Genomic DNA, 21,388 nt, shown 5'->3' on the forward strand with positions numbered 1-21,388 from the left:
GAGACATCCCTTAGCGAACACCCGAGTTCGCAGTACGCCCGCCACTTGATCACCTCCGACCAGGCCGGTCTGCTGCCACCAGCGATGTCAGCGCTCGCACTGACGGTTGGTGCGTTGGTCCCCGACGAATACCAGGGGGCCCGTCCTGCGCGTGAGTCGATTTCTGCTATGCCGCTCGGCAGACCGGGGCATCCCAGTCCGGTCACCCGCACGGGCCCGGGGATCGAGCTCGCGGCGACGCGGGTGACTGCCCGTGAGTTCCGCGGTGAGGTGCGGATCTCCGACGGGGCGGCAGAACGGGTGGACCGCAGTGCCGCGTTGCGCCGGCAGTCGGTCGAGGATGGGCAGCCCTGTACGGGGTGACCAGCGGCTTCAGCGTCACCGCCGGACCGGTGACACGCTCAGGAGGCGAGTGCTGTGAACGACACCCTGCTCGGCAAGCACCTGATCTACACCTACGACAGCGGGTGGCAGTACGAGCTGTACGTCAAGAACGCCACCACGATCGACTACCGCATCCACAGCGGGCCCGTCGGCGGGCGGTGGGTCAAGGATCAGGCCGTGCACGCCGCCCGTCTCGACTCCGGTGCCCACACCGTGTCCTGGACCGAACCCACCGGCACGTCGGTCGCCCTGGTGGTCGATCTGGCGCACCGCCAGGTGCACGGCGTGATTTTCTTCCCGCGCTGGGTGTGGGAGGACCCCGCCAAGACCGTGTGCTTCCAGAACGACCACCTCGACCGGATGACCGCCCTGCGCGACAGCGGACCGGCCTACCCGGTCGAGGTGGTCGACGAGATTGCGCGGATCACGTTCGTCGACCAGTGCGACACCGACGACGACGGCGTCATCGACCGCGCGCCCGGCGAACTGCCCGACGGGTATGCCGACCGCACCCGGTGAACCGGTCGCCTCAGGTGAGGTCGGCGCAGAGCCGGTCGACGAGCTCGGTGGTGACGTGCGGCATGACGGACAGGTGGGCGCGCCCGTCCACCTCGAGCAGGTGCCACGCCCGCATGACCTGCTCGTCCGGACGGTCGAACAGCACGACGTTGCCACCGGGGAAGCGGGCCGGGTTGCGCCCCGCCTCCGCCAGGCGCCGGACCGCGTGTTCGGTGACTTCCAGGCACTGCCGGACCCGGGCGGCGAATCCGGTGCGACCCAGTCCGCGCAGCGCGTACCACAGCAGCAGCGGGGACAGCGCGTCCCGGGACCCGCCGATCGTGTCGTCGTCGCTGCCCACCGCCACCCCGGGCCTGCGGATCGTGTCCGCGTCCACCTCCCGCACGAGGACGACACTGCTGGGCAGGGGAGAGCCGATGATCTTGTGCCCGCTGACCGACACGCTGTCCGCGCCGTCGGGGAACGACCAGGGGCGGCGCGGCTGCCCGAACTCGGCCAGCGGCCCGCCGAACGCCGCGTCGGAGTGGATGAACACCTCGTCCACCCCCGCGTTGGAGCAGGTCCGCCGGATGCCCGGGATGTCGTCGACCGCGCCTCGACCGGTGGAGCCGACGGTGGCGACCACGATCGCTGGCACGTTCCTGCTCCCGACCTCGCGTCCGAGCGCCGCGAGATCCATCGTCCCGGCCTCGTCCACGTCCACCGCCACGCAGGGGACGCGCAGCAGCCTTGCGATCTTCGGGATCGAGTAGTGCGCCTCGCGCGACGCGTACAGCACGCCGTCCGGGTACCGTTCACGCGCTACGAACGCCGCGAAGAGGTTCGCCTCGGTACCCCCGTGCGCCACGTGCCCGAACACCTCGCCTGGCTCGCCACCGGCGAGCTCGGCGAAGAAGGCGGTGACCGCCTGCTCGAAGGGTTTGGTGTCGAGGCCGTACTCACTCGCCTGCCCCGGGCTGCCCGCGTTGTTCAGGTGCACCGACAGGAACGGCGCCAGCGGGCGATAGTCGAATTCCAGGTTGACCGGAAACCCCGCCATGCGCCGGGACTGCTCCTCGACCGACGCCGCGAAGCGGTGCAGCAATTCGATGTCCGCGCGCTGGTCGCCGTCGCCGTGGTCCGGGATCCGCAGTTCTTCCGGTGTGAGCACGAAAGACCACCGTCTCGGACGGGGCACCGCGCCGGCCCACGTCCTCGCCCGCATTTCGCGATCAAAAGCGCCAGGAGCGATGTCGTTGGGGCAGGCCATGTCCCATCATGCCGGGAACCGCGATCGCCGCCAAGGCGAACTCGACGAAGGAAAGGCGGGAGCGTCTATCAGCGACGGTGACGCCGATAGACGGTCCTGGTAGCGAGGACCACGCAGAGCGTTGTCCAGCAGGAGATGAGGCCGAGCCGGATTTGCCGGTGAAGGTGGACAAGAACAACCCGGCCGATGTCCGGCGTTCCGGTCGCGGTCCCCGCCCTCGGCGCGGTAGACGGCGTTGTCGACGGCCGACAGCAGGTCGGGGAACACGGCCGCGCCGATCGAGGCGGTCAGGCTGATGCCGAGCCGGGCTTTGGCTTCAGTCCGAGAGGCGACGTGGGCCGACGGGTCAGCTGGGGATCTTGCCGAACAGGTGCGCTGCGGGGGCGTCCGGGTCCTCGCCGTAGAAGAATTCCCTCAGTGCGTCGTGGAATTCGGCTCGGTCCAGGCCGCCCGAGCCGTCCAGGTCCAAAGCCGTGAAGACCGCGGCACAGTCCTCCGGGGACACGTTGCCTGCCTGGCCGAAGATCTCCGCGAACTCGGCCCGGTCGACCCGGTCGTCGCCGTCGAGGTCGATCAGGTCGAAGTAGCAGTCGGCCACCGGGCCGACCTGCTGCGAATACCGGGCGGGGTCGGCCAGCGCCTGCCGGAACCCCTCGGTCATCTCCCGCAGGTCGACCTGCCCGTCGCCGTCCTGGTCCATTGGCGCGATCACGTTGGCCCAGAACGTGTCCAGGCCCTCGGTCAGCCGCCGGGCCGTCGCGGCTTCGGACGCGGCGCCGCGGGCGGCGATGTAGCGTTCGCCCATCAACCGGACGTCCTGACGCGTGATCACCCCGTCGCCGTCGACGTCTGCGCCCTTGAACCACTGGCGGTACTTGAGATCCCGGATGTCAGTCATGGGCCCGCAACGTATGCACGACCTCACGTGATGTCCAGCGAAGTTCCCCAAGGAGGGAACTGGATCATTCCTTCGGGTGGCTATCGGGCAGCACCAGGCTGGGTGGTGCGAAGGCGAGCACGTCGGGAAGGGGGCCGTCGTAGGGCTCGACGTCGACCAGCGCACTGAGGGCACTCGGTCCTTGGGACAGGCGCGAGCACGGCCGGTCCGCGGTGAGAACGTTCGGGTTGCCGTGGCGGTCCAGCGTTCCGCTCTGGCCCGGCTGGACCGGATCCCACCACGCGCCCGTGGACAGTTGCACGACGCCCGGCATGACGTCGTCCGACAGGACCACGCCCGCGAGACAGCTCCCTCGGTCGTTGTACACGCGCACGATCGTGCCGCTTTCGATGCCGCGCGCCGCGGCGTCCGAGGGGTTGATCGTCGCCGGCTCACGGCCGTGGATCTTCGAACCGAGGCTGTGGCCCCCGTTGTCGTACTGGCTGTGCAGGCGCGACGCGGGCTGGTTCGAGATCAGGTGCAGCGGGAACCGGTCCGACAGATCGGCATGCAGCCACTCCGCCGGCTCGAACCACTTCGGGTGCCCGGCGCAGTCGTCGTACCCGAACGAGTCGATTTCCTCGGAGAAGATCTCGATCCGGCCTGACGGCGTCGTGAGGGGAAACCGCCGCGGATCCGCGCGGAGGGCTTCGAAACTGCCGGGATACGGCCCGGTCGACGCCGGCAGCTCAGCGGTGGAGCTACGCCAGAAGTCGTCGAAGCCCGGTAAGGCGGCATCGTCGCCGAGCTTGTCCCGCGTCTGTTCGTAAAGGTGCCGGACCCATTCCATTTCCGACCGCGACTCCGTGAATTCCCGCTCGAATCCGAGCCGGGCGGCCAAGGCCGCGAAAATCGCGTGGTCGGTACGCGACTCGCCCGCCGGCTCGCGGGCTTTCGGCATCGCGATCAGGTGGGGGTCGGAGAACCCGGCGGCGAAGTCGTCCCGCTCCAGGCTGGTGGCGACGGGCAGGACGATGTCGGCGAACTTGGCCGTCGTGTTCCACCAGGTTTCGTGCACCACCACCGTGTCCGGGACTTGCCAGGCGCGGGCCAGCCGGTGGAGGTCCTGGTGGTGGTGGAACGGGTTCCCGCCGCACCAGTAGATCAGGCGGAGCTCGGGCAAGGTGAGGCGCCGGCCGTCGTAGTCGATGACCTTGCCCGGATGCAGCAGGGTGTCGGCGATCCTCGCGACGGGGATGAAGTCCGGGACCGGGTTGGTCACCTCCGGTACCGACGCCACGAAAGCGCGATCGGGGGCCACGCCGGTCGCGTCCATCGTCGCGTAGCCCGTGCCCCAGCCGCCTCCGGGCCGCCCCAGCGAACCGGCCATGGCGGCCAGCACGACCGACATCCAGACCGGTTGTTCGCCGTGGTGTCCCCGCTGGACCGCGTAGTTGACCATGACGAGGGAACGTCGGCTGGTGAGGCGCCGGGCGAGGTCGACGAGAGCGTCGCGGCCGATGCCCGTGATCTCCGCCGCCCAGGCGGCGTCCTTCCGGACGCCGTCGAGCCGGCCGGTCAGGTAGGCGGCGAAGCGGTCGAACCCGGTGCAGCAGCGGTGCAGGAAATCCTTGTCGTGCCACCCGTTGACCAGCATCGTGTGGGCGATGCCGAGCATCGCGGCGGTGTCGGTGCCGGGGACGACGGGCAGCCACTCCGCGTCGGCGAAGCCGGCGACATCGCTGCGGAGCGGACTGATGTTCACGAACCGCACCCCGGCCGCGCGGCACCGGCGCAACAGCTCCTGCGTGCGGTGCTTGACCAGCCCGCCGGGGTTGATCTGGCTGTTCTTGAGGGCCAGGCCGCCGAACGCCACCACCAGTTCACAGTTCTCGGCTATGGCGTCCCACATCGGCATCCGGCTCTGGTAGCTCCACGGATGACCGCCGATCACGTGGGGGAGGATGACCTCCAGCGCCGCGGTGCTGTAGGTGTTGCGGGAGTCGGTGTAGCCCCCGCCCAACGCCAGGAACCGGTGGAGCTGCCCCTGCGCGTTGTGGAACCTGCCCGCACTCGCCCAGCCGTACGATCCGCCGAACACCGCACTGTTCCCGTAGCGGTCACGAACTCGGCGGAGTTCCTCGCTCACCAGCGTGATCGCCTCGTCCCAGCTCACCTCCACGAAGGCGTCCGAGCCCCTGGCCGCGCCATCGGCGCGAGGCTCGCCGTTCAACCAGCCCCGGCGCACCGCGGGGCGCAGCACGCGAGCGTTGTCGTCGGCGGCGGTCACCATTCCGGGTCCGATGGGCGATGGCGCGGGGTCGTCGTGCCTCGGCTCGATGCGCACCAACCGGCCGGAGTCGACGACAGCGACGAAACTACCCCAGTGCGTCGCCACCGACACGCGTCGTTCCATCACGCATCAACTCCATCCCTGAGGTGTGCTCGGTCTTGCGCCCACGTCGCCGGAGTGTGTGTCACAACGGAAGGTACCCCGGCCAGGACGAGGTTGACGACGTCCGTGCGGGTCCTGATCGAGGCGCATGCAGTACACGTCAGCGCTACTCGTCCCGGACTCCCGACGCAGCGTGATCATCGGCTACACGCGAGAGTGTGCTCTTTTATCGGATGGGTGGGGAAGCTGGCCATCCATATTGCGGTCATGATTTTCGCTGGTTACGCTGCCGATATATCCGAGTGGGAGCGTGGTCCACCGCGAGTTCCGAGATTGGATTGCGCCGTGTCTTCTATCGACGAATTCCGGGTGGATTCGACAGGACGTGCATCGGGTCCGGACATGGCGCCCCAGTCATTTGCTCAGCAACGGCTGTGGTTCCTCGACCAATTCGCGCCGGGAAATGTCGAATACATTGCCCCGACCGCACTGCGGTTGCGCGGCGTGCTGGACCTGGCCGCGCTCGACCGGGCGTTGACGGGGCTTGTGGCGCGACACGAGTCGCTGCGAACGACGTTTTGCGAGCTGGACGGTCGGGGCATGCAGGTGGTGGGGGAGCCGTACGAAGTGCGCGTCCCCGTGTCCGACGGTGACTTGGACGAAATCCTGGCCGAGGAAGCTCGGACACCGTTCGACCTGCGCCGGGGACCGTTGCTGCGGGCGCGCCTGGTGCGCCTCGGCCGCGATGACCACGTGCTCGTCCTGACGCTGCACCACATCATCACCGATGGCTGGTCGACCGGTGTGCTGATCGGGGACCTCGGGGCGCTGTACGCCGCGGGCACGCCACTCGAGCCGTTGCCGATGCGCTACGTCGACTTCTCGATGCGGCAACGGGAACAACTTCTGGAAGAGCACCTCGACTATTGGGTGGGACAGCTCTCCGGGGTGACGTCGCTGAAGCTGCCGGTCGACCATCCGCGTCCGGCGGTGCGCACCTCGGATGGCGCTGTGTACGAGTTCGAGGTGCCTGGTCAGGTCGCGGAGGCACTGAAGGCGATCAGTCGGCGGCACGGCTGTACGTTGTTCATGACGTTGCTCGCGGCGTGCCAGGTCCTGCTGGGGCGGTCCTGCGGCCAGGAAGACGTCGCGGTCGGCACGGTCACCTCCGGCAGGGAGCGAGCCGAGCTGGCCGGCCTGGTCGGGTTCTTTGTCAACACCCTGGTGCTGCGTCAGCGGATCACTCCGGCACAACGGTTCGACGAACTGCTCCGCGAGGTCCGTGCCACCGTGCTGGACGCTTTCACGCACCAGGCGGCGCCGTTCGAGCGCGTGGTCGAGGCGGTGCAACCCGTGCGGGACGCCGGCCGAACACCCTTGTTCGACGTGCTGGTGTCGTTGCAGAACGCGCCCGAAGGGGGCGTGGACCTGCCCGGCCTGCGGGTGGAGGAGGTTCAGCTGCCGGTGGTGTCCACGACCCATGATCTCGTCTTCGAGTTCCAGGAGTCCGACCGGCGCCTGAACGGCGTGGTCGAGTACAGCACCGGCTTGTTCGAGGCGGCCACGATCGAGCGGCTCGCCGGGCACCTGGGCGTCCTGCTGGAAGCGATCTCGCTGGATCCCGGGCGGCCGGTGGGCGAGCTGCCGTTGTGCGACGGTTCCGAACTGCGCCAGGTTCTGGTGGAGTGGAACGCCACGGCCCACGACGTGCCGGGCGTGGCGTTTCCAACGGTGTTCGAGGCGCAGGTGGCGCGCACGCCGGAGGCGACTGCCCTGGTTTCCGGCGACCGGCGGCTGAGCTTCGCCGAGGTGAATCGTGAGGCGAACCGGCTGGCGCACTACCTGATCGATCGCGGGGTGGGCCCGGAGCGGCTGGTGGCGGTGATGCTGCCCCGGTCCGCCGACGTGGTCGTGGCGATCCTCGGCGTGCTCAAGGCGGGAGGTGCCTACCTTCCGGTGGACCGGGACCTGCCGGCCGAGCGGGTGGCCTTCATGCTGGGCGACGCCGATCCGTGCCTCGTGCTCGATTCCCTGCCCGACACGACCGGTTGTCCCGACCGTGATCCGGCCGACGTCGACCGGCGTCGCCGCCTCCGGCCGGAGCACGCCGCCTACGTGATCTACACCTCCGGCTCGACCGGGCAACCCAAGGGGGTCGTGGTCGAACACCGGAACCTGGTGAACCTCACCTGCGATCACGCCGGCCTGTTCCGGTCCGGGAAACCGCTCAGGTTCGCCTTGACGGCCGTGTTCTCCTTCGACGCCTCCCTGGAAGGTCTGGTGCTCCTGGCCTGCGGCCACGAGCTGCACGTCGTCGACGACGTCACCCGCATGGACGCCACGGCCCTGGCCGGCTACGTGGACGAACAGCGGATCGACCTGGTGGACGTGTCCCCGTCGTACCTGCCCCGGTTGGTCGAGGCGGGGCTGTTCGACGATGGTCGTCACCACCCCGGTCACGTCATCGTCGGCAACGAGGCCGTCCCCCCGGCGCTGTGGCGGCAGCTCACCCGGCTGCCGGCCACGACCGGCTACAACTTCTACGGCCCGACCGAGTGCACGATCGACGCGGTGTCGTGCCGGATCACCGGCGACGAGCCGGTGATCGGGCGACCGCTGTGGAACACCCGGGCCTACGTGCTCGACACCGGCCTGCGGCCCGTCCCGGTCGGCGTGCCCGGAGAGCTCTACCTCGCAGGTGGTCAGCTCGCCCGCGGCTATCTCGGCCGGCCGGGTCTCACCGCCTCCCGGTTCGTGGCCTGTCCGTTCGGGGAACCGGGCGAGCGCATGTACCGCACGGGGGATGTGGTGCGCTGGGGCGCGGACGGGCGCCTGGTGTTCGTCGGCCGGGCCGATGCCCAGGTCAAGATCCGCGGCTACCGGATCGAGCTCGGCGAGGTGGAGGCGATCCTGCTGCGCCAGCCGGGCATCCGCGAGGCCGCGGCCGTCGTCCGGGAGGGCCGGCCGGGCCGCAAGCGGCTGGTGGCGTACCTGGTCGGTGACCCGCCGCCGGACCTGCGCACGTCCCTGGCCACGAGCGTGCCGGACTACCTCGTGCCGTCGGCGTTCGTCACCCTCCCGTCGTTGCCGATGACACCGAGCGGGAAGCTCGACCGGCGCGCACTGCCCCCGCCGGACTACGCCGCGAAGGAGTACATCGCACCGAGCACGCCCACCGAGGACGCGTTGGCCCGGATCTGGGCCGAGGTGCTCGGGGTGGAACGGGTGGGTGTCACCGACAACTTCTTCGCCCTCGGCGGCGACTCCATTCTCAGCATCCAGATCGTCGCCCACGCCCGGCGCGCGGGTCTCCACCTGACCTCCCTCGACGTGTTCCAGCACCAGACCGTCGCCGACCTCGCGTTGACCGCGACCGCGGTGGCCGTCGCGGAGCCGGCGGACCCACCGGCGACGGGGCCGGCACCGCTGACCCCCATCCAGGAGTGGTTCTTCGCCACCCACGACCCCCAGCGGTACACCACGATGTCGATGTTCGTGGAGCTGACCGCTGATGTGGACGAGGACAGGTTGCGCGAGGCGCTGCACACCGTCGTCGACCACCACACAGCCCTCCGGACGTGCTTCACCCGCGGCGAGGACCGCTGGTCCCAGGTGGTGCTCGAGCGGGGGAGTGCGGAGGTCTTCCGGGTCGTGCCGGATGCCGGGACCGAACCGGAGGAGGCACTGGCCGCGCAACGGAGCCTGGACGTCGGGCGCGGGCCGCTGCTGCGCGCAGTGCTGTTTCGCGGGCCCCGCCCACGGTTGTTCCTCACCATCCACCACCTCGCTGTCGACGGTGTCTCGTGGCGGATCCTCCTGGATGGGCTGGAGGCCGCCTACCGGGGCGACGTCCTGGAGCCCACCGGCACCCCGTTCACGCACTGGGCGCGCCGGCTCGGCGAGTGGGTCCGCGCCGGCGGGTTCGACGACGACCTCCCGCACTGGCGGGGCATCCCGGCCGCACCGCCCCTGCCGGTGGACCGTGGCGGGGAGAACACCGCGGAGTCGGTTCGGTCCGTCACCTCGCGGCTGGGGCAAGCGGAGACCGGTGCGCTGTTGCGCGCGGTGCCGGATGTCTACCACACGCAGGTCAACGACATCCTGCTGAGCGCGGTCGGGGTCGTGCTGGCCCGCTGGACGGGCCGCAACCGGGTGTGGATCACCTTGGAAGGCCACGGCCGCGAGGAGGTCCTGCCCGGTGCGGACCTCAGCGCCACCGTCGGCTGGTTCACCAGCCAGTTCCCCGTGGTGCTCGACCTCCCCGGCGGAGGCTGGAGCCGAATCCTGAAGAGCGTCAAGGAGCAGCTCCACGCCGTGCCGCGCAAGGGGCTCAGCTACGAGGCGCTGCGGTACCTCAGGCCCGGGGCAGGCTTGACGGACCCGTTGCCCCCGGTGTCGGTCAACTACCTCGGGCAGTGGAACGACGGAGGCCGGGGCACCGGCCTCGTCCAGCGGTGGCTCGACCCGGTCAGCCCGGAGCAGGAGTCCGGCCAGACCGGCGACAGCCTCGTGGACATCATCGGCTCGGTCGACGACGACGAACTCGAACTGACGTGGCAGTACTTCGCCACCGTGCACGACGAGGCGACCATCCAGCGGCTCGCCGACGACCTCGTCGCCACCCTGCGCGAAATCATCCGCCACTGCCTGGAACCGGGCTCCGGCGGGCGGACCCCGTCGGACTTCCCGCTCGTCCGGCTCACCCAGGACGAAGTCGACGCCCTCGCCGGAGACGGCTCCGACGTCGAGGACATCTACCCGCTCACGCCCCTGCAAGCCGGCATGGTCTTCCACGGCCTGGTCGACCCGCTCGCCTACGTCAACCAATTCACGCTGGTGCTGGACGGCGTCACCGACCCGCGTGCCCTCGGGCAGGCGTGGCAGAAGGTCGTCGACCGCACGCCCGTGCTCCGCAGCCGGATCGTCTGGCAGGACCTCCCCGAGCCGGTCCAGGTGGTCCACCGCCGGGTGGCCGTGCCGGTCGACTACGACCGGCCACGGCCCGCCCCCTCGGTCGTCGACCTGAACACCTTTCCGTTGCTGCACCTGGCCATCACCGCGTTGGACGCCCACCGGGTCGAGCTGACGTGGACCTCGCACCACGTGCTGCTGGACGGCTGGAGCACCGGATTGGTGCTCGGCGATGTCTTCGAGCAGTACGCCGCGATCGCCGGTGGGGAGGCACCCGCCCTCACGGCCCGGCGGCCGTTCCGCGACTACCTGCGCTGGCTGTCCGAACAGGACGCCGCGGCGGCGCGGCACCACTGGCAGTCGGTGCTCGCGGGGTTCGACGCGCCGACCCCCTTGCCGTTCGACCGGCGGCCGCGGGAGGCGCATCGCACCGAGTCGACCGCGGCCGTCGAGATCGGTCTCGACGCCTGGGAGGCGCGGGAAATGGCGCGGCGGAACGGGCTGACGGTCAACACCCTGATCCAGGGAGCCTGGGCGTTGCTGCTGTCGCGCTGCAGCGGGGAAACCGACGTCGTCTTCGGCACCACCGTCTCCGGCCGGCCGGCCGACCTGGCCGGGGTGGAGTCGATGGTCGGGATGCTCATCAACACCGTGCCCACCCGTGTCCGGGTCGACGGTGGTCAGCGCATCGCCGGATGGTTGCGTGACCTCCAGACGGCGCAGAGCCGCTCGCGGAGCCACGACTTCGTCGCGTTGTCCACGATCCGGTCCTGGAGCGACCTGCCTGCCGGTCTGCCACTCTTCGAGAGCATCGTGGTATTCGAGAACTACCCGGTCGACGAGACGAACTCCGCCGCCATCTCCGTCTCCGAAGTGCAGGCGGTGGACACCACGAACCTGCCGCTCACCCTGACCGCGCACGTCGACGGACGGATCGGCATCAAACTCGCCTACGACCCGATGCTGTTCGACGAGCCGACGGTGCGGCGGATGGCGGAGCGGCTCTCCCGGCTGCTGGAAGAGATGGCCGCCCACCCCGACCGGCGGGTCGACCAGCTCTCCTGGATCCCGGCGGCGACGCTGCGCCGGATGTTGGTGGAGTGGAACGCCACGGCGCACGACGTGCCGGATGTGGTGTTCCCGGCGGTGTTCGAGGCGCAGGTGGCGCGGACGCCCGAGGCGACCGCCGTGGTCTTCGGCGATCAGGCGTTGAGCTTCGCCGAGCTGAATCAACGGGCCAACCGGTTGGCCCGTTACCTGGTGGAGCGGCGGGTGGGGCCGGAGCGGCTGGTGGCGGTGATGCTGCCCCGGTCCGCCGACGTGGTCGTGGCGATCCTCGGCGTGCTCAAGGCGGGAGGCGCCTACCTTCCGGTGGACCGGGACCTGCCCGCCGAGCGTGTGGCCTTCATGCTGGGCGACGCCGATCCGTGCCTCGTGATCGACTCCCTCCCGGACACGAGCGGCTTCCCGGGAGATGACCTGGCCCCATCCGACCGGCTTTCGCCCCTTCGCCCGGAACACGCCGCCTATGTCATCTACACCTCCGGCTCGACCGGGCGGCCCAAGGGGGTGGTGGTCGAACACCGGAACCTGGTGAACCTCACGCTCGACCACGCCGGGCTCTTCCCCGCCGAGCCGCGGATCCGGGCCGCCCTGACCGCCGTGTTCTCCTTCGACGCTTCCCTGGAAGGGCTGGTGTTCCTGGGCGGCGGTCATGAGCTCCACGTGATCGACGACGCGACCCGGCTGGATCCCGATGCCCTCGTCGGCTACGTCGACACGCGGCGCGTGGACTTCATGGACGTGCCGCCTTCGTACCTGCCGCAGCTGATCGACGCCGGCCTGTTCGGCGCGGACCGCCACCACCCGGCGAACCTGATGGTCGCAGGGGAGGCGATCAACCCGGCGCTGTGGCGGCAACTCTCCCGATTGCCCCACACGACCGCCTACAACTTCTACGGGCCGACCGAATACACCGTCGACGCGGTGTACAGCCGGATCTCCGGGGACCACCCGGTGATCGGACGGCCGTTGTGGAACACGCGGGCGTACGTGCTCGACGCCAACCGGCAACCGGTCCCGGCCGGACTGCCCGGGGAGCTCTACCTCGCGGGCCGCCAGCTCGCCCGCGGCTACCTCCACCGCCCGGGGCTCACGGCGTGCCGCTTCGTGGCGTGCCCGTTCGGGGAGCCGGGTGAGCGCATGTACCGCACCGGGGACCTGGTCCGCTGGAACTCCGACGGTGAGCTCGAGTTCGTCGGCCGAGCCGACGACCAGGTCAAGGTTCGTGGTTACCGGATCGAACCCGGCGAGGTGGAGGCGGCCCTCCTCCGCCGGCCGGGCATCCGCGAGGCCGCGGTGGTCGTTCGCGAGGACCAGCCGGGTCAGCGGCGGCTGGTGGCGTACCTGGTCGGTGAGCCGGAGCCGGATCTGCGCACCTCGCTGGCCGCGAACCTGCCGGACTACCTCGTCCCATCGGCGTTCGTCACCCTCTCCGCGCTGCCGATGACCACGAACGGGAAGCTCGACCGGCACGCGCTGCCCCCGGCGGAATACCCCACGACGAATTACCTGGCACCGCGCACGGCCATCGAGGAAACCCTCACCCGGATCTGGGCGGAAGTCCTCGGCGTGGAGCGGGTGGGGATCACGGACGACTTCTTCGCCCTCGGGGGCGACTCCCTCCTCAGCGTCCAGGTCGTCGCGCACGCTCGACGCGCCGGTCTCCCCCTGGACATCAGGGACGTGTTCAGCAGGCCGACGATCGCCGACCTGGCGCGCGAGGTCGCTACCGGTCGACCGGGGTTCGCCGTCACCCAGGGGAAGGAAGCCGTTCGGTGAAAGACGACGTCGCCTACCAGGTACTCGTCAACGATGAGGGCCAGTACTCCCTTTGGCCCGCCGACCACGCCGTGCCGGCCGGGTGGCGGCCCGACGGGACCACCGGCACCGAGGAGGAGTGCAGCGCCCATGTCGACGAGGTGTGGACCGATATGCGACCGAGGTCGTCGGCCGAGGGCACGCCCGGTTCCGCGGGCGACAGGGCGATCCGCGACCGGAGGGGTGATCGCGGAGGAGCCGGGGTGCGGTGAGGTTCTGTGCCTGTTAGAACCTGGTTGTGCTGAGTAGCCGCCGGGGAGCCGAAGGCGAGAGTCCCGGAGAAAGCGACGGCCACCCGGCGACCGGCGAACCCGGCGGCGCGCCGCGTGCCGGGTGGCGCGATCTCGTGCGGTCGACGCACGGGCATCGCGCGGTCCTGGTCAGGGCGATGGTGCTGTCGCTGGCCGGCGGCGCGCTGGGGCTGGCGCAGCCGCTGCTGGCCAACGGGACGATCGACGCGTTCTCGCGCGGCGGTGCGTACGGCGGGTGGCTGACCCTGCTCGCGGCTGTGTTCATCGCGGAGGCCGCGGTCTCCGCGGTGGCTCACTACCTGCTCGAACGCACCAGCGACGGCATCGTGCTGGGACTGCGCCGGCGGATCGTGGACCGGATGCTGCGGTTGCCGATGAGCCGCTACCGGCGGCACCGGCTCGGCGACCTGATCACGCGAGTGGCCGGTGACACCACTGTGCTGCGGGACGCACTCGCCTACGATCTCGTCGAGGTGACGGTCAGCTCGTTCGTCACCGTGGGCGGCATCGCCCTGATGATCTGGCTCGACCCCGTCCTCTTCCTCGTGGTGGCGGGGATCGTCGGGGTCACCGGTGGGCTGACGCTCCTGTTGCTCAGAGGCATCCGCAGATCGGTCGAAGACGCCCAGGACAGCCTCGGCGGGATGAGCGCCGAGCTGGAACGTGCGCTGTCGGCGATCCGGACCATCCGCGTCCTGCGGGCCGAGGACCGCGAGCGCGACCGCATCGTGCGCTTGGCCGACAAGGCCTACCGCGACAGCGTCGCGGCGGCGCGGCGCAACGCCATCGTCGAACCCGCGATGACCCTGGCGGTACACGGCTCGATGATCGCCGTGCTCGTGGTGGGCGGCCTGCGCGTGGCCGGCGGCGAGGCGTCGCTGGCGGAGCTGGTCGGGTTCCTGCTCTACGTCACCTACATCGCGGAGCCGATGGCCGGGCTGTTCGAGGTGTTCGCGATGCTGCAACGAGGGCTGGCGGCGTTGCAGCGGATCGAGGATGTCGCCCAGCTGCCGACCGAGGCCGACGTGCTGGCCGATCCCGTCGCGCGCCCGGTCAACCGGCCACCGGTCGACGCGCGGACGCCTGCGATCGCGTTCCACCACGTCGATTTCGCCTACGAACCGGACCGGCCGGTGCTGCGCGACGTGTCCTTCACCGTGCCGCGCCACAGCCAGGTCGCGCTGGTCGGTGCCTCCGGAGCAGGAAAATCGACCATCTTCGCGCTCATCGCCCGCTTCTACGAGCCCACTGACGGGCGGATCCTGCTCGACGGGCAAGACGTGGTGCGGCAGATGGGCGTGGACGAGTGCCGGGCGGCGATCGGCCTGGTCGAGCAGAGCGCACCGATCATGCACGGCACCCTGCGCGAGAACATCACCTATGGCAAGCCCGAGGCCACCGGCACGGAGATCCGGCGGGCCGTGGAGCTGGCAGGCCTGGCCGATCTGCTCGACCGGTTGCCCGCCGGCTTGGACACCCCCGTCGGGGAGCACGGCGACCTGCTCTCCGGTGGTGAGCGGCAACGTGTCGCCATCGCCCGTGCTCTGCTTCCCCGGCCACAGCTGCTGCTCATGGACGAACCCAGCGCGCACCTCGACCCCACCAACGAGGCAGTGCTCCTCAGCACGCTCCGGCACATCACCACCGAGTGCACGCTGCTGGTGATCGCGCACCGAGCTGCGACCATCGAAGCTGCCGACCGCGTCATCGTGCTCGCCGAAGGCCGCGTCGCGGCCATGGGTTCCCACGACGAAGTGGCTGACCTGATCCGTGCGGTGCACGCGCGTTAGGCGCATGACGGCCATCGCACCCCTTCCGCAAGCTCGTACGGCTGGTGATGAGGCGGGGCGGGGACGAGATCGCGGACAGTTGTCCGGGCCGGCAGTGGGCGTTGCCGCTGGTCGACCGGTGTTGCCGGTCGCGGCCTAGAGGCGGAGGAATCCGATGCCGCGCCAGATCGGGCCGCGGTTCGGGGTGCCGCTGCGGCATACTCTCCGTGTGATCCCGACGGCGGAGTTCGATACAGAACGACAGCGGCTGTTCGGACTGGCCTACCGGCTGCTGGGCGTCGCCGACGAGGCCGAAGACGTCGTCGAGGACGCCTACCTGAGCTGGGAAGGAGCGAACCACGAGGCGGCCACGCACCCCGACGCCTGGCTGATCAAAGCCGTCACCCGGCTGTGCGTCGGTCGGCTTGGTGCGGTACGCGCGACCCGCGCGCACAACCTCGGCTCGTGGCTGCCGGCGCCGGTCCTGACCGCCACGCTCGGCCCACTGGCCACGGCCGAACAGCGCGACTCGCTTTCTCTTGCCCTGCTGGTCCTGCTGGAACATCGAACGCCGCACGAGCGGGCAGTGTTTGTGCTGCGCAACGCTGTCGAGTGCAGGTACCGCGCTATCGCGGAGATCTTGGAGCTGTCGCCGGGCAACTGCCGGCAGCTCTACCACCGCACGACACTGCACCTCGCAAACCGGAGAATGTCTTGCCAGCCGGTCCGCGCAGAGCGGGTGCGTCTCGCCGAGCAGTTCCTCGTGGCGATCAAGGCCGGTGACGTGATCGGTCTGGAAGCAATTTTGGCCGAGGACGTCACGGTGTGGGCCGATGGTGTCCGCCGTGTCGCCACCGTACGTCACCCCGTCGTGGGCCGGCACCGTGTTGTGCGCTACCTCGTCGCAGCGTTCCGGAAGATCGCGGTGCCCGTCAGGTTCGGGCTCGCCGAAGTCAACGCGAGCACAGCGATCCTTGCGCTGACCGGAGGGACGCTGCTGGCCGTGGTGGCGCCGGAGATCGACGGCGGCCGGATCGTCGGCCTGCGTATCGTCGCCAGCCCGGACAAGTTGTCGTCCGTGGCCAAGGGGTTGTCAGCCCCTACCGGGCGCATGTCGGTTCTCGGTAAGTGACGCAGAAGGGCGCCTGGGGGACGAATCCGGCGGGCAATGAGTGCGGCGCCGAGGCAGCCGGCGAGGAGTTTCATCCCGGCCAAGGAGTCGCCGCCTGGAGGACTGCTTCGGTCAGCGCTTCGGTGCGCAGGTGGGTGACCTGCGGGTACTCCGGGTCGGCGACCATCCGGCTGAACGCTTGCCGGCCCGGTGTTGCCGCATCACTCTGGCACCTCCGCCGCTACCGCCCGAAGCGCTGGCGCGGTGCGCCGAACGGCCATGTGCCGTAGGAGTGGGCGAGCATGACCGGTTCCTGCCGGCCCGGCGGCTGGTGTCGCTGGTGGCGGTGGTGGCCGGCTGACTCCGGCACGAGCGGTTCACGCCGGGCTGACGGCCGATGGCAGCCGTTGCTCCGGCGAATCCGTCCACTTTGGACTCGTGGGGCTGTCCGGCCGCGGAGTCGTCGCCCGTCCAGGTGATCGAGTTGGGCCGTTCGTGACCTTTGGAGCGGCGGACGGGGGCGCGCCGGGAACGTTGTGTGGGAGTCGCGGTCAGCCAACGAGGTCTGGCGCCGACCCGTCCGGGTTGTGCGTCGCCGATGCTGTTCCCCTGCATCCCGCCGGCTGCCACGATCCGAATACGCCGTCGCTCCGGAGGTTGCCATGAGTTTGCAGCGCGTGATCACCGATGACCGGGATCTGCAGATAGCTCCTCTGTTCGCCCAGCGGATCGACGAGGTCGCCGTCCCCAAAGGACGGCTCGCGGAGAACCCGATGCCTGCGGGCGTCGCGGCCGGCATCGTCCGCTCCCGGCTCCTGCTCGACGGGCGGGCGGCGCTCAACCTGGCCACGTTTTGTACTACCGCCGCCGAGCCGGAACTGGAGCAGATCTACGCCGAGACCGCGTCGATCAACCTCATGAACCGCGAGGAGTACCCGGCGAGCTCGCAGATCGAGCAGGAGTGCATCAACGCGCTCGCTGACCTGTGGCACGAGGACGACGGCTCATTCGTCGGCTGCTCCACCAGCGGGAGTTCCGAGGCGGCCATGCTCGCCGGCCTCGCGATGCTGCGCCGCTGGCGGGAACGCGGTGGCACCGGGCGGCCCAACATGGTGTTCGGCACCCACGTCCACGTCTGCTGGCCGAAGTTCTGCAACTTCTGGGACGTGGAAGCGCGGATGGTGCCGCTCGGGCCGGGCCGCACGACCCTGGACCCGGCGCTGACCGCGGACGCAGTCGACGAGAACACGATCGGCGTCGTCGCGGTCCTGGGCAGCACGCAGGACGGCCGCTACGACCCGGTCGCCGACATCGCGACCGCCCTCGACGACGTGGCCGCAGACCGGGGCGTCGACGTCCCGCTGCACGTCGACGCCGCGAGTGGTGGCTTCGTCGCGCCGTTCCTCGACGTCGACTTCGCCTGGGACTTCGCACTGCCACGGGTGGTGTCGATCAACGCGTCCGGCCACAAGTTCGGCCTCGTCTACCCGGGCTCGGGCTGGTGCATGTGGCGCGATCCGGAATACCTGCCGAAGTCGCTGATCTTCGACTGCAACGTGCTCGGCGGCCACCACCCCACGTTCACGCTGAACTTCTCCCGCCCGGCTTCCGGCGTGATCGCCCAGTACTACCAGTTCCTGCGCAACGGGCTCGCCGGCTACCAGTTGATCGCGCAGCGGTGCCAGGAGGTCGCCCGGCAGGTCGCGGCCGGCATCGGGCGCATCGCGCCGTACGAGGTCATCGCCGACGGCGAGGACCTGCCGGTGGTGGCGTTCCGCCTGCGCGACCCGGAAGACGTGGGCTTCACCGTGTACCACCTGTCCGAAGCGCTCAAGGGCGACGGCTGGCACGTGCCCGCCTACAGCCTGCCGCCGGATCTCGAGCACGTGGACGTGATCCGGGTGGTGTGCCGGCAGGGGTTCACCCTCGACCTCGCGGAAAGGTTCCTGGAGAGCCTCCTCAAGCACACCGAACGGCTGGCGGGCCACCCGTTCCCGCTGCCCGCGGTGGCCACCGCACTGACGTTCCAGGATTGACCCGGTGGTCACCGTCGCCGAACTCGAAGCCGACCCGTACCCGATTTACGCACGGCTGCGCCGGACCGAGCCGGTGAGCTGGGTACCGGAGGTCCGCCAGTGGCTGGTGACGGGCTGGGACGACGTCCGTCTCGTGCTGACCGACGAGGAGCGGTTCACCACCGACCAGCCGGGGTCGCCGATGCTCGGCCTGTGCGGGGGAACGCCGCTGCTGATGCGGGAAGGCGAGTCCCACCGGGACGTGCGAGAGGCGTTGGAGCCCGGCTTCGACGCCGAACGGGTCGGCGTGTTCGTCGACGCGGTCGCCCGGCCCGTCGCGTGCCGGGTCGCCGGCGAAGTGTTCCCCGCCGGCCGGGCCGACCTCGCCGCGGACTACTTCGAACCGGTCGCGGCGATCGCTGTGTCTCTCCTGCTCGGGCTCGGCTGGGGTACCGGCCCGGAGACCATGCGGCGGTGGGGGAATCTGCTGACCGGAGTGGCGAACGACTTCGGCCGCGACCCGGCGGCGGCCGCGGCCGCCGCCGCGGACCTGGCGGCCGACGGCGCCCTGACCGCGGTCGTCCGGCGGCTTCGCGCGGAGCCGGACGGATCGGTGCTCTCCGACCTGCTGCACGCCCACCGGCCGCGGGGCGACCCGAGGCCGGACGCCGACGTGGTGCCGGTGGTCAAGCACCTCGCGCTGAGCGCGGTCGAACCCGGCTGGCTCGCGGGCTGGACGCTGGCGGCGCTGTGGTCGTCGCCGGCCCAGCTCGCCGCGGTCCGCGCCGACCCCGCGTTGGCTGGCGCGGCGGTGGCCGAGGCGCTGCGGTGGAGTGGCCCGGTCGGCGTGCTGGGCCGGCGCACGAAACGCGCCACGACACTGGCGGGACGCGAAATCCCGGCGGACAGCATGATCGCGGCGGCCATCGCCTCGGCCAACCGCGACGAGACGGTGTTCACCGAGCCGGACCGGTTCGACCTGCGACGCAAGGTCCACGCGCACCTCGGGTTCGGTGCCGGACCGCACCACTGCCCGGCGTACCTGCTGGTCACCGCGCTGGCGCGCACCGCGCTGGAGGTGCTGTTCGAGCGCCTCCCCGGCATGCGGCCCGCCCCCGGTCCTCACGCGGCGCCTCACGGCTGGAAGCTGCGGCTGCCGGGGCCACTGGAGGCGGTGTGGGACGCGACGTCCAGCACGGTGCCGTGAACCGTGGTGTGGATCAAGCCCGGACCGCTCCGGACAGCTGGCCGAACGCCTGGAACCGTTGCGCCAGGTCGGTGGATCGTGTTTGGACAGTCGCGGAAGGGGCATCAGCCAGGCCGGACGGTCCCCACCGTGACGGCCGGCTCGCTCCGGCCGCGCTGGACAGAAAGAGCTGCCGTGATCATCCTCGGTGTCATCCTGCTCGTGCCAACCGCGCCCGGCACTTCCCCACCTGATCCGGAAGACCGCCGTGCGCGAGGGTAACGCTGGTTCGCCTGGCCGCTCGTCGTCCTTGTTCTGGCCGGAATGCGCATTGGCCTGGCAGGCGTGCTGCCGGCGCGTGCCGTGGTGTGGGGCAGGGCGCCCCTCTGCCACTCACCGGAGAGCAGCGCGGGGAGCCGGGCCAGGACGGCCGTGACGCGCCGCGGAAACCGGCGAGGTGACAGCGCCCGCGGCGCTCCCGTCATTCGGCCACGGCGGTACGGCCGCACCACCGCATCACCGCGGCACGGTCGCCGTCGACGATTTCGTATTCGCCGGTGAACGAGAAGTGCTCGTGTCCGCCGTAACAGGACAGTTTGACTTCGTCTGCCAGATCCTCGACGACCCGGCTGCGCTCGCCGGCGGCCACGTAGCCCGGCCCGCCGGAGAGAATCACCCGCTCGCTCATGGGCTTCTCCTCCTCCGTTTTCCTTGTGGAAACGTCGGATTCGACGATTCCCGCGGCGGAACGCAGTGGCAAGCCCGTTGCCCGCGTTTCCCAATCCCCGTTCCGTTCAGCGGTGCCGATCGGCGCCCCGACCGGCACCGCCGGTCCTGCGCGTCCGGAACGGCCCGCGGCGAAAGACCTGTATCGCCCGGACCATTGCCCGGACGCCGGAACCGGAAAACGATGAAAGGGTTCGTGTTGCCGCCGACGGCAGCCGGAAACGGTTCGTGTGATTTTCGGGGGTCGGCGGATTTCCCCAGCGAAGAGCACCCAGGAGTTCACGTGACCCCTTCTCCCTTCCGCCCGGACACCGGCCTGGCGGGCAAAGTCGCCCTGGTCACCGGCGGTGTCCGGGGCATCGGCTCGGCGATCTCCCGGGCGCTCGCCGAGGCGGGTGCCACCGTGGCGATCGGCTACCACACCTCGGTCGAGCACGCCGACGCCGCGGCCGAGCGGCTCGCCGGGCACCGGGCCGGCTTTTCGCTCCACCGCGCCGACGTCTCCTCGGTCGAGGACTGCGAACGCCTGGTCGCCGAAGTGACGGACCGGCACGGCGGAGTCGACATCCTCGTCAACAACGCCGGCGCCACCCGACCGGCCATGGTCACCGACGTGCCGGAGAAGGACTGGGACCAGGTGCTCGCGATCAACCTGTCGGGCCCGTTCTACCTCGCCAAACGGGTGCTCCCGCGGATGATCGAGCGCGGCGCCGGGCGGGTCGTCAACCTGTCGTCGGTGGTCGGCCAGGCCGGTGCGGTGGGCCAAGCGCCGTATGCGGCGGCCAAAGCGGGGCTGATCGGGCTGACGATGTGCCTGGCCCAGGAAGCCGCGCTGCTGGCCGGCAAGGCGGGCACCGTCACGGAGTCCGCGCCGGGGGTGACGGTCAACGCACTGGCGCCCGGGCTGATCGACACGTCGATGACGGCGAGCCTGACCGGGCGCAATCGGGAGCGGGTGCTCGCGGGCATCCCGCTGGGGCGGGTCGGCACCCCGGACGAGGTCGCCCGGGTCGTGGCCTTCCTGTGCCAGGACGAGTCGCGCTACATCACCGGCCAGGTCTGGTCGGTCAACGGCGGCCTGCGCATGTGAATTCCGGCGTACCACCAGGTTCCGC

The 21,388-nt window shown here is 70.3% G+C and carries 11 protein-coding genes and 2 pseudogenes; 9 read left to right on the top strand and 4 right to left on the bottom strand.

Going from position 1 to position 21,388, the window contains the following annotated elements:
• The first annotated feature begins 417 nt into the window (after window positions 1-417).
• On the top strand, window positions 418-903 hold the full coding sequence (locus AB0J55_RS00735) for a phenolic acid decarboxylase (protein WP_364240763.1): 486 nt from the start codon (window positions 418-420) through the stop codon (window positions 901-903).
• Between the two features lie 10 nt (window positions 904-913).
• Here AB0J55_RS00735 and AB0J55_RS00740 read toward each other — a convergent pair whose 3' ends face one another.
• From AB0J55_RS00740 to AB0J55_RS00750, 3 genes are all read right to left on the bottom strand, one after another.
• On the bottom strand, window positions 914-2,053 hold the full coding sequence (locus tag AB0J55_RS00740) for a histidine decarboxylase (RefSeq protein WP_364240766.1): 1,140 nt from the start codon (window positions 2,051-2,053) through the stop codon (window positions 914-916).
• 445 nt (window positions 2,054-2,498) lie between these two features.
• Window positions 2,499-3,050: an EF-hand domain-containing protein gene (locus AB0J55_RS00745; protein ID WP_364240769.1), complete on the bottom strand. Its 552-nt coding sequence runs from the start codon at window positions 3,048-3,050 to the stop codon at window positions 2,499-2,501.
• A 64-nt stretch (window positions 3,051-3,114) separates the two neighbouring features.
• A complete protein-coding gene (locus tag AB0J55_RS00750) occupies window positions 3,115-5,445 on the bottom strand; it encodes a molybdopterin-dependent oxidoreductase (RefSeq protein ID WP_364240771.1) in 2,331 nt (776 codons plus the stop codon).
• Window positions 5,446-5,769: 324 nt separating this feature from the next.
• Here AB0J55_RS00750 and AB0J55_RS00755 point away from each other — a divergent pair, with 324 nt between their 5' ends.
• The 7 genes and pseudogenes from AB0J55_RS00755 to AB0J55_RS00785 all read left to right on the top strand — a co-directional run bounded on the left by AB0J55_RS00755 (window position 5,770) and on the right by AB0J55_RS00785 (window position 19,568).
• Window positions 5,770-13,176 (top strand): amino acid adenylation domain-containing protein, encoded by a 7,407-nt coding sequence (locus tag AB0J55_RS00755; protein WP_364240774.1) that lies wholly within the window; start codon window positions 5,770-5,772, stop codon window positions 13,174-13,176.
• A pseudogene (locus AB0J55_RS00760) lies at window positions 13,173-13,343 on the top strand (MbtH family protein); the annotation flags it as partial. The gene AB0J55_RS00755 and the pseudogene AB0J55_RS00760, both read left to right, overlap by 4 nt.
• Window positions 13,344-13,453: 110 nt before the next feature.
• On the top strand, window positions 13,454-15,256 hold the full coding sequence (locus AB0J55_RS00765) for an ABC transporter ATP-binding protein (protein WP_364240777.1): 1,803 nt from the start codon (window positions 13,454-13,456) through the stop codon (window positions 15,254-15,256).
• A 23-nt stretch (window positions 15,257-15,279) separates the two neighbouring features.
• Window positions 15,280-15,392 (top strand): annotated as a pseudogene (locus tag AB0J55_RS00770) (IS5/IS1182 family transposase); the annotation flags it as partial.
• A gap of 18 nt (window positions 15,393-15,410) precedes the next feature.
• Window positions 15,411-16,367, top strand: a complete 957-nt coding sequence (locus AB0J55_RS00775) for a sigma factor-like helix-turn-helix DNA-binding protein (protein ID WP_364240779.1) — start codon at window positions 15,411-15,413, stop codon at window positions 16,365-16,367.
• A 641-nt stretch (window positions 16,368-17,008) separates the two neighbouring features.
• Window positions 17,009-18,382, top strand: a complete 1,374-nt coding sequence (locus tag AB0J55_RS00780; protein ID WP_364240782.1) for a glutamate decarboxylase — start codon at window positions 17,009-17,011, stop codon at window positions 18,380-18,382.
• A 4-nt stretch (window positions 18,383-18,386) separates the two neighbouring features.
• On the top strand, window positions 18,387-19,568 hold the full coding sequence (locus AB0J55_RS00785) for a cytochrome P450 (RefSeq protein WP_364240785.1): 1,182 nt from the start codon (window positions 18,387-18,389) through the stop codon (window positions 19,566-19,568).
• Window positions 19,569-20,028: 460 nt separating this feature from the next.
• Here AB0J55_RS00785 and AB0J55_RS00790 read toward each other — a convergent pair whose 3' ends face one another.
• Window positions 20,029-20,235, bottom strand: coding sequence for a DUF5988 family protein (locus AB0J55_RS00790; RefSeq protein WP_364240788.1), 207 nt, complete (start codon window positions 20,233-20,235; stop codon window positions 20,029-20,031).
• A 321-nt stretch (window positions 20,236-20,556) separates the two neighbouring features.
• Between AB0J55_RS00790 and AB0J55_RS00795 the strand changes: the two genes are divergently transcribed.
• Window positions 20,557-21,363, top strand: coding sequence for a 3-oxoacyl-ACP reductase family protein (locus tag AB0J55_RS00795; protein WP_364240791.1), 807 nt, complete (start codon window positions 20,557-20,559; stop codon window positions 21,361-21,363).
• Window positions 21,364-21,388: the final 25 nt, after the last annotated feature.

The sequence above is a fragment of the Amycolatopsis sp. NPDC049688 genome (assembly GCF_040674975.1).
Taxonomy (GTDB): Bacteria; Actinomycetota; Actinomycetes; order Mycobacteriales; family Pseudonocardiaceae; genus Amycolatopsis.

What these genes read in the sequence shown, in the direction of transcription:
- AB0J55_RS00745 (WP_364240769.1), bottom strand. Translation starts at nt 3,050, where the DNA reads ATGACTGACATCCGGGATCTCAAGTACCGCCAGTGGTTCAAGGGCGCA.
- AB0J55_RS00750 (WP_364240771.1), bottom strand. Translation starts at nt 5,445, where the DNA reads ATGGAACGACGCGTGTCGGTGGCGACGCACTGGGGTAGTTTCGTCGCT.
- AB0J55_RS00775 (WP_364240779.1), top strand. Translation starts at nt 15,411, where the DNA reads ATGCCGCGCCAGATCGGGCCGCGGTTCGGGGTGCCGCTGCGGCATACT.
- AB0J55_RS00780 (WP_364240782.1), top strand. Translation starts at nt 17,009, where the DNA reads ATGAGTTTGCAGCGCGTGATCACCGATGACCGGGATCTGCAGATAGCT.
- AB0J55_RS00790 (WP_364240788.1), bottom strand. Translation starts at nt 20,235, where the DNA reads ATGAGCGAGCGGGTGATTCTCTCCGGCGGGCCGGGCTACGTGGCCGCC.